The 12,520-nt window shown below is 37.4% G+C and carries 13 protein-coding genes; 5 read left to right on the top strand and 8 right to left on the bottom strand.

The features are described 5' to 3' along the window. Nucleotides 1-220 precede the first annotated feature (220 nt). Both BFL01S_RS16215 and BFL01S_RS16210 read left to right on the top strand, forming a co-directional pair. On the top strand, nucleotides 221-508 hold the full coding sequence (locus BFL01S_RS16215; protein ID WP_169799864.1) for a deoxyribodipyrimidine photo-lyase: 288 nt from the start codon (nucleotides 221-223) through the stop codon (nucleotides 506-508). 89 nt (nucleotides 509-597) lie between these two features. Further along, entirely contained in the window at nucleotides 598-2,112 is a 1,515-nt protein-coding gene (locus tag BFL01S_RS16210; RefSeq protein WP_169799863.1) for a PAS domain-containing sensor histidine kinase, read from the top strand. 16 nt (nucleotides 2,113-2,128) lie between these two features. On the opposite strand, the gene BFL01S_RS16205 is transcribed toward BFL01S_RS16210, so the two are convergent. Together BFL01S_RS16205 and BFL01S_RS20805 are read right to left on the bottom strand one after the other, a co-directional pair. Continuing rightward, nucleotides 2,129-2,614 (bottom strand): metal-dependent hydrolase, encoded by a 486-nt coding sequence (locus tag BFL01S_RS16205; protein WP_025908291.1) that lies wholly within the window; start codon nucleotides 2,612-2,614, stop codon nucleotides 2,129-2,131. Nucleotides 2,615-2,728: 114 nt separating this feature from the next. Then, nucleotides 2,729-2,896, bottom strand: a complete 168-nt coding sequence (locus BFL01S_RS20805; RefSeq protein WP_167556114.1) for a hypothetical protein — start codon at nucleotides 2,894-2,896, stop codon at nucleotides 2,729-2,731. Nucleotides 2,897-3,029: 133 nt separating this feature from the next. Here BFL01S_RS20805 and BFL01S_RS16200 point away from each other — a divergent pair, with 133 nt between their 5' ends. Together BFL01S_RS16200 and BFL01S_RS16195 are read left to right on the top strand one after the other, a co-directional pair. Continuing rightward, a complete protein-coding gene (locus tag BFL01S_RS16200; protein ID WP_061786313.1) occupies nucleotides 3,030-3,260 on the top strand; it encodes a hypothetical protein in 231 nt (76 codons plus the stop codon). 110 nt (nucleotides 3,261-3,370) lie between these two features. Further along, complete coding sequence (locus BFL01S_RS16195; protein ID WP_025908289.1) at nucleotides 3,371-4,825, top strand: carbon starvation CstA family protein; 1,455 nt, start codon at nucleotides 3,371-3,373, stop codon at nucleotides 4,823-4,825. Between the two features lie 52 nt (nucleotides 4,826-4,877). Here BFL01S_RS16195 and BFL01S_RS16190 read toward each other — a convergent pair whose 3' ends face one another. The 4 genes from BFL01S_RS16190 to gabT form a co-directional block, all read right to left on the bottom strand. Next, a complete protein-coding gene (locus tag BFL01S_RS16190; RefSeq protein WP_025908288.1) occupies nucleotides 4,878-6,302 on the bottom strand; it encodes an NAD-dependent succinate-semialdehyde dehydrogenase in 1,425 nt (474 codons plus the stop codon). Between the two features lie 14 nt (nucleotides 6,303-6,316). Continuing rightward, a complete protein-coding gene (locus BFL01S_RS16185; RefSeq protein ID WP_025908287.1) occupies nucleotides 6,317-7,741 on the bottom strand; it encodes an APC family permease in 1,425 nt (474 codons plus the stop codon). Continuing rightward, complete coding sequence (locus BFL01S_RS16180; RefSeq protein WP_061786312.1) at nucleotides 7,725-9,107, bottom strand: sigma-54 interaction domain-containing protein; 1,383 nt, start codon at nucleotides 9,105-9,107, stop codon at nucleotides 7,725-7,727. The genes BFL01S_RS16185 and BFL01S_RS16180 overlap by 17 nt, the downstream gene beginning before the upstream one ends. A 127-nt stretch (nucleotides 9,108-9,234) precedes the next feature. Further along, the gene (gene gabT / locus BFL01S_RS16175; protein WP_035320142.1) at nucleotides 9,235-10,590 is read right to left on the bottom strand and encodes a 4-aminobutyrate--2-oxoglutarate transaminase; all 1,356 of its coding nucleotides are present in this window, start codon (nucleotides 10,588-10,590) and stop codon (nucleotides 9,235-9,237) included. 259 nt (nucleotides 10,591-10,849) lie between these two features. Here gabT and BFL01S_RS16170 point away from each other — a divergent pair, with 259 nt between their 5' ends. Beyond that, nucleotides 10,850-11,278, top strand: a complete 429-nt coding sequence (locus BFL01S_RS16170; RefSeq protein ID WP_025908284.1) for a DUF2621 domain-containing protein — start codon at nucleotides 10,850-10,852, stop codon at nucleotides 11,276-11,278. 30 nt (nucleotides 11,279-11,308) lie between these two features. On the opposite strand, the gene BFL01S_RS16165 is transcribed toward BFL01S_RS16170, so the two are convergent. Further along, complete coding sequence (locus BFL01S_RS16165; protein WP_061786311.1) at nucleotides 11,309-11,812, bottom strand: CcdC family protein; 504 nt, start codon at nucleotides 11,810-11,812, stop codon at nucleotides 11,309-11,311. 49 nt (nucleotides 11,813-11,861) lie between these two features. Further along, nucleotides 11,862-12,425: a DUF2179 domain-containing protein gene (locus BFL01S_RS16160; protein ID WP_025908282.1), complete on the bottom strand. Its 564-nt coding sequence runs from the start codon at nucleotides 12,423-12,425 to the stop codon at nucleotides 11,862-11,864. Between the last annotated feature and the right edge of the window lie 95 nt (nucleotides 12,426-12,520).

The raw sequence follows: 12,520 nt of genomic DNA, 5'->3' as shown, positions 1-12,520 counted from the left end.
TGTCGGTTGATTCATTCGAGGATCGTGCATTGGAGTTGGTAAACTTCCATATACATGTTTCATTTATAGGGCTCCTTCCGTTACTATTACCGTTTTAACATATTCACCTTTCTTTCCGTTCGAATTTCGTCCTATTAAAAATGGGCAACATATTAAAACTTGGGCAATCGAATTATTTATGTTTATACTAGATAGCAAACTATTGAAAGAAAGGACGTTTATGATGGCTAATCCAACCATTGAATCTCTCATTAAAGAAGTAAACCCTACCGCAATTTATTGGAATACTAACTATGAACCAGATATAAAACAGCAAGAGCAACTTTTAATTCGCCTCTGTGATGAGTATGGGATTACAGCTCGTCAATTCGAAGGTTTTTTACTAAAAGAGCCTTCCTCCATAAAAAAACCAAACCCAAAAATGAGACTTTGTATCTATCGAAAGAACGTCTCTTTTGGGTTTTCTTTCTACCAAGAACTGTTTAGAATGAGGTATAATATAACATAGAGCCTATATTTTACCTTACGGAAGATTGGAGTGATTCTATGCCTGTTTGTTCATCTTGCGGTTATCAAGAAGAATATAATTTTTGCAGAATGTGTGGTACACCTGTAAAATATCAATTTAACGAAAACCAAGTGTTATCTTTTCATCAGCTAAAAGATCGAATCATTACAGATAATATGCGAGATTTAATCACCGTTGTGGACCAGCATGGGCATTTAATTTATAACTCCCCTTCTCATTTATCCGTATTAGGTTATTTACCAACAGAAGAAGGACAGTCTTTAAACTTTAGCGTAATACATCCTAATGATATAGATCAGATACGACATAAATTAAATCAAGTGTTTTCATTAAAAGTTGAAATGAGTGCAGAATATCGTTTACTAAAAGACGACGGCTCTTATATTTGGGTTGAAGGGCGAGGGATTCCATCTGTAAAAGATAATCAAGTAACCTACGTTGTTATTACCGCTCGTGATATTCAAGCTCGTAAAGAAGCGGAAGAGCATTTAAAGCAAAGTGAAATTCGCCATCGCTTAATTCTCTCTCACACGCACGATTTAATTTGCGTAGTCGGAATCGATGGTTGCTATGAATATGCTTCACCCTCTTACCAGTACACACTCGGCCTTCTTCCTTGTTCCTTAATTGGGAAGGATGTACTTCTTCATGTACATGAAGATGATCATACAAAAGTAGCAACCGGAATTGAAAACATGAAGTTAACAAAAACAGCAAGTACTTTTCATTATCGAAATCTACATGCTAATGGCACTTCTATTTTGCTTGAAGGAAAAGGCGTACCTATTGTTAATGATGGAAAAGTTGAAGGTTTTGTGTTCGTCTCTCGTGATATAACAGAACAGCGAAAGCTTGAAGAAATGATGAGAAATGCTGAAAAATTATCAGCAATTGGGGAATTAGCTGCAAGTATTGCTCATGAAATTAGAAATCCTTTAACCACGATTAAAGGTTTCTTACAACTGTTTAGTGAAGAATATCAAAGTGCTCAGGATATTGCTTATCGTCGCATGATGCAAAGTGAAATTGATCAAATTGAACAAATTGTAAATGAATTTATGAGTTTAGCCAAACAAGAAGTTCGACCTTACGAGCCCATTGATTTACTTGCTTTATTGAAAGATGTGACAAAACGTTTCTCCCAAGCTTTTATACACCAAGGCATTAAAGTGGTTTATGAATACAATACTGCTCACGGTAACTTTGTCATTCATGGACAACCCCATCAATTAAAGCTGGTATTTATACATGTCATTCAAAATGCAATTGATGCGATGCCTCTTGGAGGACAAATTACGGTCTCTTTTAACAAGATAAATCAACAGCACGTTACTATTCAAATTATGGACAATGGTTGTGGCATGGATGCTGATCGAATAAAAAAAATTGGTCAACCTTTTTATACAACAAAAGAGCACGGCGTTGGATTAGGCTTAACTATTTGTAATAAGGTTATACTTGAGCATAAAGGTACACTTAGCGTAACAAGCATGCTTCAAGAAGGTACAACAATTGACGTTATGTTACCGATTACACATGTTGAAGCCAATTCTATCTTAATGTTAAAAACCCCGACTAGTTAAGTCGGGGTTTTTAACATTAAAACAGCTGAGAATATAAGCTATATTTGTACAAGAAATAAATGATAAGACCTATTGCTATGTAAAAGATAAGCTGTTCTGAAGGTTTCCCTGTTTCGTATGTGAGAGGCGATTTTATTTTCTTTCGTACAATGGGCCAAAATAAAGGCACACCTCTTTTTGAAAAGAAGTCGCCTATTACATGAAAGATATAGCCACACGCTATCCCAAACAACCATTCATATGAATATAGCTGATATAAATAAAAAATAAGTCCACAAACAAGAAGTGAATGTGTAATTCCACGATGCCCAAAAATGCTTTTAATTACTTTTGCAAGCCCAAACGATCTTCGTCCAACGTATGAGTTTGGCTCATCGATATCGGGGAGCAATGAGCCAATGGCTATGCCTACGACGTATGGAAAAGTAAAAGCGACATCTGTCTGAATCGCTACTCCTGCACCGGCAGCAATCGATGTTGCAATATGTGTATGGTATCTCAATTTTGCCACCTTCTTTCTTATTCAATTTATGAACGAAAACTCAAAAACAGATACATACGTTCGCTCATGGTTAACTATAAGTGAAGGTGGCAAAATTGTCAAAGAAATCTCAAACTATGACACTTGCATACCGATTAAACCTACAGCCATGACTAAGAAGCCAATCAGTGCGCGCTTTCCATTTTGCTTTGCTTGTCCACTTTTATTAATGATGGCATACACAAATGTACAAGCATACAGTGCAAAAGCTAAAAATCCTAGTATTGTGACGTACATAAACATGTTTTTTCTCCTTTATCACCAGTGTATCCTTTTAGCATAGCTTCTTCGAAATAGAAAATCTAGCCTTTAGACAAAACTCATTTTATTTTTCTCATTCAACATGGTCATACTACTTAAAAAGGAGGAATAAAAAATGCATACAGAACAATTGCAGGATGTCTTTGACTACTATGGATTACAACCTTTATATCATAAATTTGAGTACTCGTTTAAAGCAATGGGACTATTTCAATCTATCCCCCGTCATATGATTGAAGACTTTTTGGATACTTACTCTTGTGAAACATTTGATACTTTTTCCTTTGAAGAGTTTTGTTTTTTGTTTTTAGACTTTAAACATTACGTTCAAGATGATTCTTCTTAGGATCTGTCTTTTTACTAAATTTGACTAAAAGGTCCTTTTTCTTTTAATAACTTTCTAGTATACTAAGTTTAAGAAACCGTTTTCATAACACTTAGTAAAGGACTGATACGATGATTACATTTTTACTTTCGTTTGTGCTATTACTCATTGGGTATTCGACTTATGGAAAAGTAGTCGAGCGCGTATTTGGAGTGAAAGATTCTCGACCAACTCCTGCCTATGCAATGAAAGATGGCATTGACTACGTACCGATGAATAATAAGAAGAATTCTTTAATTCAACTATTAAATATTGCCGGTGTTGGTCCAATTTTCGGACCTATTATGGGAGCGCTTTATGGTCCCGTAGCGTTTGTTTGGATTGTAATTGGAGCAATCTTTGCAGGTGCTGTACATGATTATTTAACTGGTATGATTTCCATTCGAAACCGTGGTGCTCATATTCCTGAATTAGCTGGAAAATTTTTAGGAACTTTTTCAAAACACATTGTAAACGTTTTCTCGATTTTACTACTCATTTTAGTCGGAACTGTATTTATTACATCACCAGCGGCTTTAATCAATGACTTAGCCAATGGAACCATTCCGCTGACTATCATTATCTTTGCTATTTTCGTTTATTATATTCTTTCTACAATTTTACCGATTGATAAAATTATTGGACGTATTTATCCAATCTTTGGTGCATTTCTAATTATCAGCGCAGTTGGTGTAGGAGCCATGCTTGTTGTAACAGGGGCACCTATTCCAGAGTTAACGTTTACAAATATGCATCCTGATAACATTCCAATTTTCCCACTCTTATTTTTAACGATTTCTTGTGGTGCATTATCAGGCTTTCACGCCACGCAATCACCAATTATTTCACGTACATTGCAAAATGAAAAATCCGGGCGCAAAATTTTCTACGGTATGATGATTGCAGAAGCTGCAATTGCAATGATTTGGGCTGCGGCAGCTATGAGTTTGTTTGATGGTCGTGATTTAAATAGTATTATTAACAGTGGTGGCCCAGCAGCCATTGTATCTGAAGTATCAACGTTGATGCTTGGTGCAATTGGGGGTACGCTTGCTATTATCGGAGTCATTATTTTGCCTATTACATCAGGCGATACGGCTTTCCGCTCCGCTCGTATGATCATCGCTGATTATCTGAATTTTTCGCAAATTAAGTTGCCGAATCGTTTAATCATCGCTGCACCTTTATTTGTTATTGCATTTATCTTAACTAAAATTGATTTCACGTTGTTATGGCGCTACTTCTCATGGGCTAACCAGTCAACAGCAGTCATTGCCCTATGGATCGCATCGATGTATCTCATTGTAAAAGGGGCTAATCATTGGATTTCAACGATTCCAGCATTGTTTATGACGATGGCAACGACAACTTATATTATGAATGCACCAATCGGATTTAATTTACCAATAACCGTATCTTATATAATTGCATTTGCAGTAAGCATTATCTTTTTATTTTTATTCTTTAAAAAGGCAAAACAAAATATCGCAAGCGGCTTGGAAATTGACTATACACATCCAAAGTCACCCAATCAAGCAGCTGGATAACAAAAAGGTAGCTCCCATATTTTCTGGGAGCTACCTTTTTTCACTTGTTAAATTAAAGTCCTAATGAGATGTATTTTACTTCTAAGTATTCCTCAATTCCAAAGTGGCTTCCTTCTCTACCAAGTCCACTTTCTTTAAAGCCACCAAACGGAGCTTGTGGTGTTGATGGCAGGCCATCATTTAACCCCACAATTCCATATTCAAGAGCTTCTGCAATACGGATTGCTTCTGAGATATTTTCAGTAAATACGTATGCTGCTAAACCAAATGGTGAATTATTCGCACGACGAATTACTTCTGCTTCATCTCGATAAGTAGCGATTGGAGCGATTGGTCCAAACGTTTCTTCATACATACAAAGCATTTCATCTGTAGCGCCTTTGACAACAGTTGGCTCTACAAACAAACCACTTCCTTTTGTTAAAACAGATCCACCAGTGACAACATCTCCACCTTTTTCTACTGCATCATCTAACTGCTTCTGAACTTTTTCTAATGCTTTTTCGTCGATTAGCGGTCCAATATCTGTTCCTTCTTCTAAACCGTTACCAATCTTTAGCTGTGAAACTGCTTGTGCAAATTGCTTTGTAAACTCCTCTGCAACTTTTTCGTGCACATAAATACGGTTCGTACATACGCATGTTTGACCAGCATTGCGGAATTTAGATGCGATAGCATTTGTTACTGCTTTATCTAAATCTGCGCTTTCTGTTACGATAAACGGTGCATGTCCACCAAGCTCAAGTGATACTTTTTTCATTGTATCTGCTGCGCCTTTCATCAATAGCTTTCCAACAGCTGTTGAACCTGTAAATGACAGTTTACGAACACGACCATCTTCCATCCAAGCTTCACCAATTGATTTCGCATCTCCGGCAACGACGTTAATTACTCCTTTTGGAATACCTGCTTCCGTTGCTAATTCAGCTAAGCGTAATGCAGTTAAAGGAGTTTGTTCAGCTGGCTTAATGACAGCCGTACAACCTGCCGCCAAAGCAGGAGCAACTTTACGTGTGATCATTGCAGCAGGAAAGTTCCAAGGCGTAATAGCCGCCATTACACCAACTGGTTGTTTATGAACAAATAAGCGCTTGTTCGGAGCTGATGCCGGAATTGTTTCACCGTATATTCGCTTACCTTCCTCTGCATACCATGATACAAATCCGTTCGCATATCCAATTTCACCTTTTGCTTCTTTTAATGGTTTTCCTTGCTCAATTGTCATTGTTTCAGCTAATTCGTCGGTATACTCTTCAATTAGCTGATGCCATTTCATTAATAATTTTCCGCGTTCTTCTGCTGTTTTCTTGGACCATTCTAAAAATGCTTCGTATGCTGCATCTGCTGCTAATTTTGCTTCTTTAGCCCCACCTTTGGCAACTGAAGCTACCACTTCATTTGTAGCTGGATTCACAACGTCGAACGTTTCAGACGTTTTTACCCACTCACCGTTAATATATAGATTTGCTTGTTTCATGAATGATCACTCCTTTAATTAATTTTCGCATCAACCGAGCTGTCGGTATCGTTTACTTGTATTTCTTCGTCATTGCTATGATAAACCCCTTTGTTCATCTTAATAAAGAAATATGCTCCGATAAGCGTCCAGCCTAGTACCATAATCCACTCATACGGCCAAATAAGAGCAGCTGGCATTCCAGGCATATATAATGCAATGAATCCAATGCTAAAGATGACTCCTAACCAACCGATAAAAGTTGTTTTTCCTGCTTTAAATGGACGATCCATTTGCGGTTCTTTTTTACGTAAAGCTACAAACGATAACGCAACCATTAAGTAAGCTATAACGATTCCTAATCCACCTGCATCTACAATCCATACAAGTGCAGGTCTGCCCAATAATGGAGCAAACACTGCTAATGCCCCTAAAAAAATGACCGCATTGGAAGGTGTATTATATTTAGGATGAAGGCGACCAAACCATGCTGGCAACATTCCATCTTGGGCCATCGCATAAATAACACGGCTTCCCCCGATAATAAATGCGTTCCAACTCGTCACAATTCCTGCAATACCGCCAATGATCAAAATTTTCCCGAATAATGGTGAATTAAACGCTGCCGCCATCGCATCAGCAGTTGCTAATTGCGAAATTTCTAGAGCGCCTTTATCTAATGCCATCCCTACGCCCAAAGCAATAAACATATAAAATACAATTGCAGCACTTACAGAAATAATTAAAATCTTACCAATTTCTCTTGCCGGTAAATTAGCTTCTTCTGCTACTTGAGGAATAACATCAAAACCAACGAATAAGAACGGTACCATGACTAGTACGGTCATGATGCCACCTGCTCCCCCAATAAATAATGGGTCCAAGTTCTTTGTATCTCCGTTAATCCCTGACCCAAAAATTAAAAGAATACCAATACCAACAATTGCGACTGTTAGTACAACCTGTAAAAAGGCCGCTGTTTTGAGACCAAAATAGTTGATGGCTGTTAAAATAATGGCTCCTACACTTCCAACTAATACCCACGTTAAGTAAACATCCCAGCCGTTGATTGTCCATAAATATCCTGTTTGATAATTAGGAATTAAGTAGTCTAGAACCGTAGGAAGCGCTACTGCTTCAAACGTTACTACAGATACATACCCTAAAACGATTGCCCATGAACCTACAAACGAAGCCTTTTTTCCAAGGCCTCTTTTTACAAATACATGCTCTCCGCCTACCTTTGGCATAGCTGATGCTAATTCAGCATAAGTAAGTCCTACAAAAATAACGAGTAATCCTCCAACTAAAAAAGCAATTAACGTTCCTAATGACCCAGCCGAATTTAGCCAAGTACCTGATAGTACGACCCAACCCCAGCCTAACATGGCTCCAATAGCTAAACATAATACATCGAATTTTGATAACACCTTATCCAATTGCTTAGGTTGCTTGCTCATCTCCTTCATCCATCCCCTCTAGATACTTCCTTATTTTTCGATTCGCTTGTGACTGACTAATCCCTAATTGCTCTGCAACTTTGTAAGAAGATTCGTACTTTTCATAAGCTTCGACCACCATTTTTCTCTCTATTTCTTCTACGACTTCTGGCAATGTACGATTGTGTTTATGAACTGAAAAGTCCTGTTCGAATGGTAAATCTTTTAGCGTTACTACATTGTCACTTGTAACAACAAGACGTTCAATCATATTTTCAACTTCTCGCACATTCCCCTTCCACTCCTGTCTACTAAACGCATCCAATGCTTTTGGTGAAAGCTCCACTTTGCGGTCATACACTGCATTAAAATGATTTAAAAACTGATAGACCAGCGGTAAAATATCTTCTGCCCGTTCACGTAAAGGAGGAATTGTGATGGGGACTACATTCAAACGATAATATAAGTCTCTTCGAAATAACCCTTTGTCCACCATCGCCTCCAAATCTTGATTGGTTGCAGCAATAATGCGCACATCTACTGGAATTGTTTTACTTGAACCGACAGGCCGAATGGTGCGGTCTTGAAGCACATGAAGCAATTTACTTTGTGCTTGTAACGATAGTTCACCAACTTCATCTAAAAACAAGGTTCCTCCGTTTGATAGCTCGATAATACCTTTTTTCCCTTCACGAAACGCTCCTGTAAATGTTCCACCTTGATAACCGAACAGCTCCGATTCAATTAGCTGATCTGGTAAAGCAGCACAGTTAATTTCATAATAAGGAGCACTCTTTCTAACACTTAGCTGCTGAATTAATTTTGCCACCCTACTCTTTCCAACACCCGTTTCTCCAAGTAAAAGAACGGTTGTATGAACAGAAGCAATTCGTTGAACAATAGCAAACACTTTCTTCATTGCTTTGCTATTGGTAACAATGCCCTCTAGCTCTACAGAATCAGACATCTCTTTTTGGTAACTCTCCAGCTGCTCTTCCATCTGTTCTACTTTATTTTTCAACTGCATTAAATCCGTTAAATCACGGGAATAGCTAATGACGCTTTTCAACTGCTTACTTTCATCAAAAACGGGACGAGTCCGAACATGCAAATACCTACCTGAACTTGTTTTTTGCACAAGTTCTAGCGATGTATTGGATTCAATTACCTGAAGCGTCGCCGAGGGATAAAAAATCCCTATTTCTTGAAGCTCCTTTACGTGCTTTCCAATAAACTCTTCCGCTTTCAGATGGTAATTTTTTTCACACTGTGAATTTACCATCACGACATAACCTTGCGCATCCGTAACAAAAACTTCATCAAAGGATGACTCAAAGATATCGTAAAGTTCTTGATTCATATAAGACATATTCTCGCTGTTGCTCATTAACTAAATCACCTTTTCATCAAAAATAGTATTCATTCATTTTATCAGAAAAATTTGGTAACGAAAATGGTACTTCTATTAAGAGACAAAGGACAAGCGGGTGGCCTTTGTCTCACCATTCTTATTTTTATACATTCACGAGTTGTTGTACACTTGCAGCTAACGATTCTTCCACAATTTGCAGCCCTTCTTCAAGCTGTTCATCCGTGATGACAATCGGCATTAAGAAGCGAAGTACGTTGCCATAAACCCCTGCACTTAGCAACAATAACCCTCTTTTATTTGCTTCTTGCACAACTTTTTGCGTTAATTCTTTATTTGGCTCTTTTTTAACACGATCTTTTACTAATTCTACGGCGCACATTGATCCAAGACCGCGGATATCGCCAATTACATCATAGCTTTCGCTTAACTTTTCAAAGCGTGCGCGCACAATTTCCCCAAGAACATCACTGCGCTCGTTTAGCCCTTCTTCTTCAATAATATCTAATACAGCTAACGCTGCTTCACAGCCTAAAGGACTTCCGCTATACGTTCCACCAAGTTCCCCAGGATTAGATTCGTCCATAATTTCAGCTCGACCAATAACGCCACTAATTGGTACGCCAGCACCTAATGATTTTGATACTGTGATCAAATCCGGCTCAACATCAAAGTGCTCAATTCCAAAATAACGACCTGTTCGTGCAAAGCCGGCTTGAATTTCATCTGAAACAAATAAAATTCCATTCTCTTTACATACGTTATATACTTCCTGAACGAAGCGCTTGCCAGGAACGATAAAGCCACCTTCTCCTTGAATTGGTTCCATAACTACTGCTGCTACTGTTTCAGGTGCTACTTCATTATTCAAGAAGTTTTTAAACTCTGAAATGATATAGTCCTCATAAGCTTCTTCAGTTAACCCTTCTGGTCTACGGTATGCATAAGGATAAGGAGCTTTGTATACCTCTGGAGCAAATGGTCCGAACTCAAACTTATACGGTTTTACCTTGCTTGTCATCGTCATTGTCATTAATGTACGTCCATGGAAACCACGAGTAAACGAAATGATGCCTTGACGTTTTGTATATTTACGAGCAATTTTCACAGCATTTTCTACTGCTTCAGCACCGCTGTTTAACAATAATACTTTTTTATCAAAGTTTCCTGGTGCAATAGCTGCTAATCGTTCACACAATGCTACGTATGATTCATACATCACTACATTAAAACCTGTGTGGATGAATCGATCAACTTGCTTATGAAGCGCTTCTTTTACTTTTGGATGTCCATGACCGACATTAATTGTTCCGATAGCACCAACAAAATCGATAAACGTATTGCCGTCAACATCTGTTACTAAAGCACCTTCTGCCTTTTCAGCAAATGTTGGAATACCGTAACTCACCCCTTTTGGCACAGCTTTATGTCTACGCTCTAATAGTTGTTTTGCATTTTTACCCGGAAAGTTTTTATCTACCTGACTGAATTGTCTGCTCATTATAATCTTCCTTTCACTAGTTAATTTCCTCACTCTTTTAATATGCAAGAAGCGTGCCAACTCTAAAAGTTTAATTTTTTCGACATTTCTGAACAATTTTCTTTTTCTATATAAGTCACAAATGACTCAACCAAGTCATTTGTGACTTATATAGACTTTTTATTCTTCTAAACTAGCTGTTGCCACGTTTATCCACTCCTCGCTATAATAAAGACAAAAGCTATATATTGCTAAGAGCATAATACATAGGGGGGATAAAATGCTTGAGGGATGGTTTTTGTGGTTCATTGTACTATGGGTTGTCATATTGGTTAGCTTGTTTGCAATCGGTGGCTTTTTTATGTTTCGAAAATTTTTAAAGCGGTTACCAAAAGAAGATGGAAAGTCAATTCTTGATTGGCAAGACTATTACTTAGAGCAAACGATTCACTTGTGGTCTAATGAACAAAAACAGTTATTGGAAACGCTTGTACAACCTGTTCCTGAGCTATTTCGCGACGTAGCTAGGCAAAAAATCGCCGGTAAAATCGGTGAACTTGCACTTCAAGAGCAAGCCGCAAGTATTACGGAAGATTTAATTATTCGAGGATACATTACGGCAACTCCAAAACGAGATCATAAGTTTTTGTTAAAAACATTAAAAGCTCAACGTATCGATCATTCTCCGTATCAACATTTATTTGAATAGACAAAAAAGGTGTCCCGTATGGACACCTTTTTAAATCATTTTATTCATCAAGTTGTGCTGCAGCTGTTGCTCAAGTTTTTTATACGAACGATACATCGCAATGCGCCATGGCACAATCATACCGAACGCTAAAATCCAAAACATCCCCCCAAGAGCGCCTACATCGATTGTTGAGCTTAAATATAGTTTCATGACAACGCGAATGAGTAACAATGCAATAATAATAAAGATAAACGCTTTTGACTGTTTTAAATAAATATCATCATCACGCACTTCAAACTTTGATGTTTTTATTAGAAATAATGAAAAGAACAGGCCAACTATCAAAGCCTCTAAAAATTCAGCTCCAGTCACTCGAAAAACTGGAAAAATAAACATCAACGCTCCCGTACTCATAAAAAAAGGTGGTAAAATGATTTTTTTAGCATTTACCGGCTTTTCAGATGCTTTCATCCTCATAAAAATAATGAATGAACCCATTAAAACAGCAAAAATCGTGGAAGCATAAATCAAAGTAACCCCTTCTTTACTCATAGTATACTTCCTATTATAAAACAACTGCAAAAGAATGTGAAATCTTGTCTTACTTTAAATGCGAAGGGTCATTTTTCGGTTTCTGCTTAGATTTTACTTTTTGCTTTTTCATTGCTTTTAATAAGAATCCGCCTTTAAATTTACGAGGCTCGTACGAAATAATAAATGCTCTAGGTTCATATTCTTCTATAAAATCTAATAGCTCTTCTTCACGACTTCTTTTTGTTAAAATATCTAAACGATAACGTGCGCTATCTCTTCCTTCACCTTGATAGACCGTAACTCCAAAACCTTCTTGACGAAGGCGGTTAATTAGCTCTTCATTCTTTGTCATTAAATTCACTAAAAATGTCGTATAGCCAATCGCTAAGCGTGACTCAATATATCCACCTAATATAATACCAGCACCAAATCCAACAGCATATACAATCATAGCTACAATGCTTTGGTCACCTGAAAAGACGAGGGATAAACCAAATACATATACTAATGCTTCTAAAAAACCAAAAGCCGAGGCGTACATACTCATTCCTTTTACTAGGAAAATCGTTCGCAACGTTAAGATTGGTACATAAACTAGTTGCAAAATCAATATTAATATAATCTCTTTCACTTCTACACCTCTTTTAAAATACAAATTTCACGGTTTCATTGTATCACTCTCTATATTGTTAAGGAATACATAAAAATAAATTTTTATTAACAAAA

Source organism: Priestia flexa NBRC 15715, assembly GCF_001591565.1.
In the GTDB taxonomy this organism is placed as follows: Bacteria; Bacillota; Bacilli; order Bacillales; family Bacillaceae_H; genus Priestia; species Priestia flexa.
The sequence above is the reverse complement of the archived record's forward strand: the minus strand, read 5'-3'. Positions and strand labels throughout refer to the sequence as shown.

Bases quoted from the DNA above. Each gene is read 5' to 3' on its own strand.
- BFL01S_RS16215 (WP_169799864.1), top strand. From the start codon at position 221: ATGATGGCTAATCCAACCATTGAATCTCTCATTAAAGAAGTAAACCCT.
- BFL01S_RS16210 (WP_169799863.1), top strand. From the start codon at position 598: ATGTGTGGTACACCTGTAAAATATCAATTTAACGAAAACCAAGTGTTA.
- BFL01S_RS20805 (WP_167556114.1), bottom strand. From the start codon at position 2,896: ATGTTTATGTACGTCACAATACTAGGATTTTTAGCTTTTGCACTGTAT.
- BFL01S_RS16200 (WP_061786313.1), top strand. From the start codon at position 3,030: ATGCATACAGAACAATTGCAGGATGTCTTTGACTACTATGGATTACAA.
- BFL01S_RS16195 (WP_025908289.1), top strand. From the start codon at position 3,371: ATGATTACATTTTTACTTTCGTTTGTGCTATTACTCATTGGGTATTCG.
- BFL01S_RS16190 (WP_025908288.1), bottom strand. From the start codon at position 6,302: ATGAAACAAGCAAATCTATATATTAACGGTGAGTGGGTAAAAACGTCT.
- BFL01S_RS16185 (WP_025908287.1), bottom strand. From the start codon at position 7,741: ATGAGCAAGCAACCTAAGCAATTGGATAAGGTGTTATCAAAATTCGAT.
- BFL01S_RS16180 (WP_061786312.1), bottom strand. From the start codon at position 9,107: ATGAGCAACAGCGAGAATATGTCTTATATGAATCAAGAACTTTACGAT.
- gabT (WP_035320142.1), bottom strand. From the start codon at position 10,590: ATGAGCAGACAATTCAGTCAGGTAGATAAAAACTTTCCGGGTAAAAAT.
- BFL01S_RS16170 (WP_025908284.1), top strand. From the start codon at position 10,850: ATGCTTGAGGGATGGTTTTTGTGGTTCATTGTACTATGGGTTGTCATA.
- BFL01S_RS16165 (WP_061786311.1), bottom strand. From the start codon at position 11,812: ATGAGTAAAGAAGGGGTTACTTTGATTTATGCTTCCACGATTTTTGCT.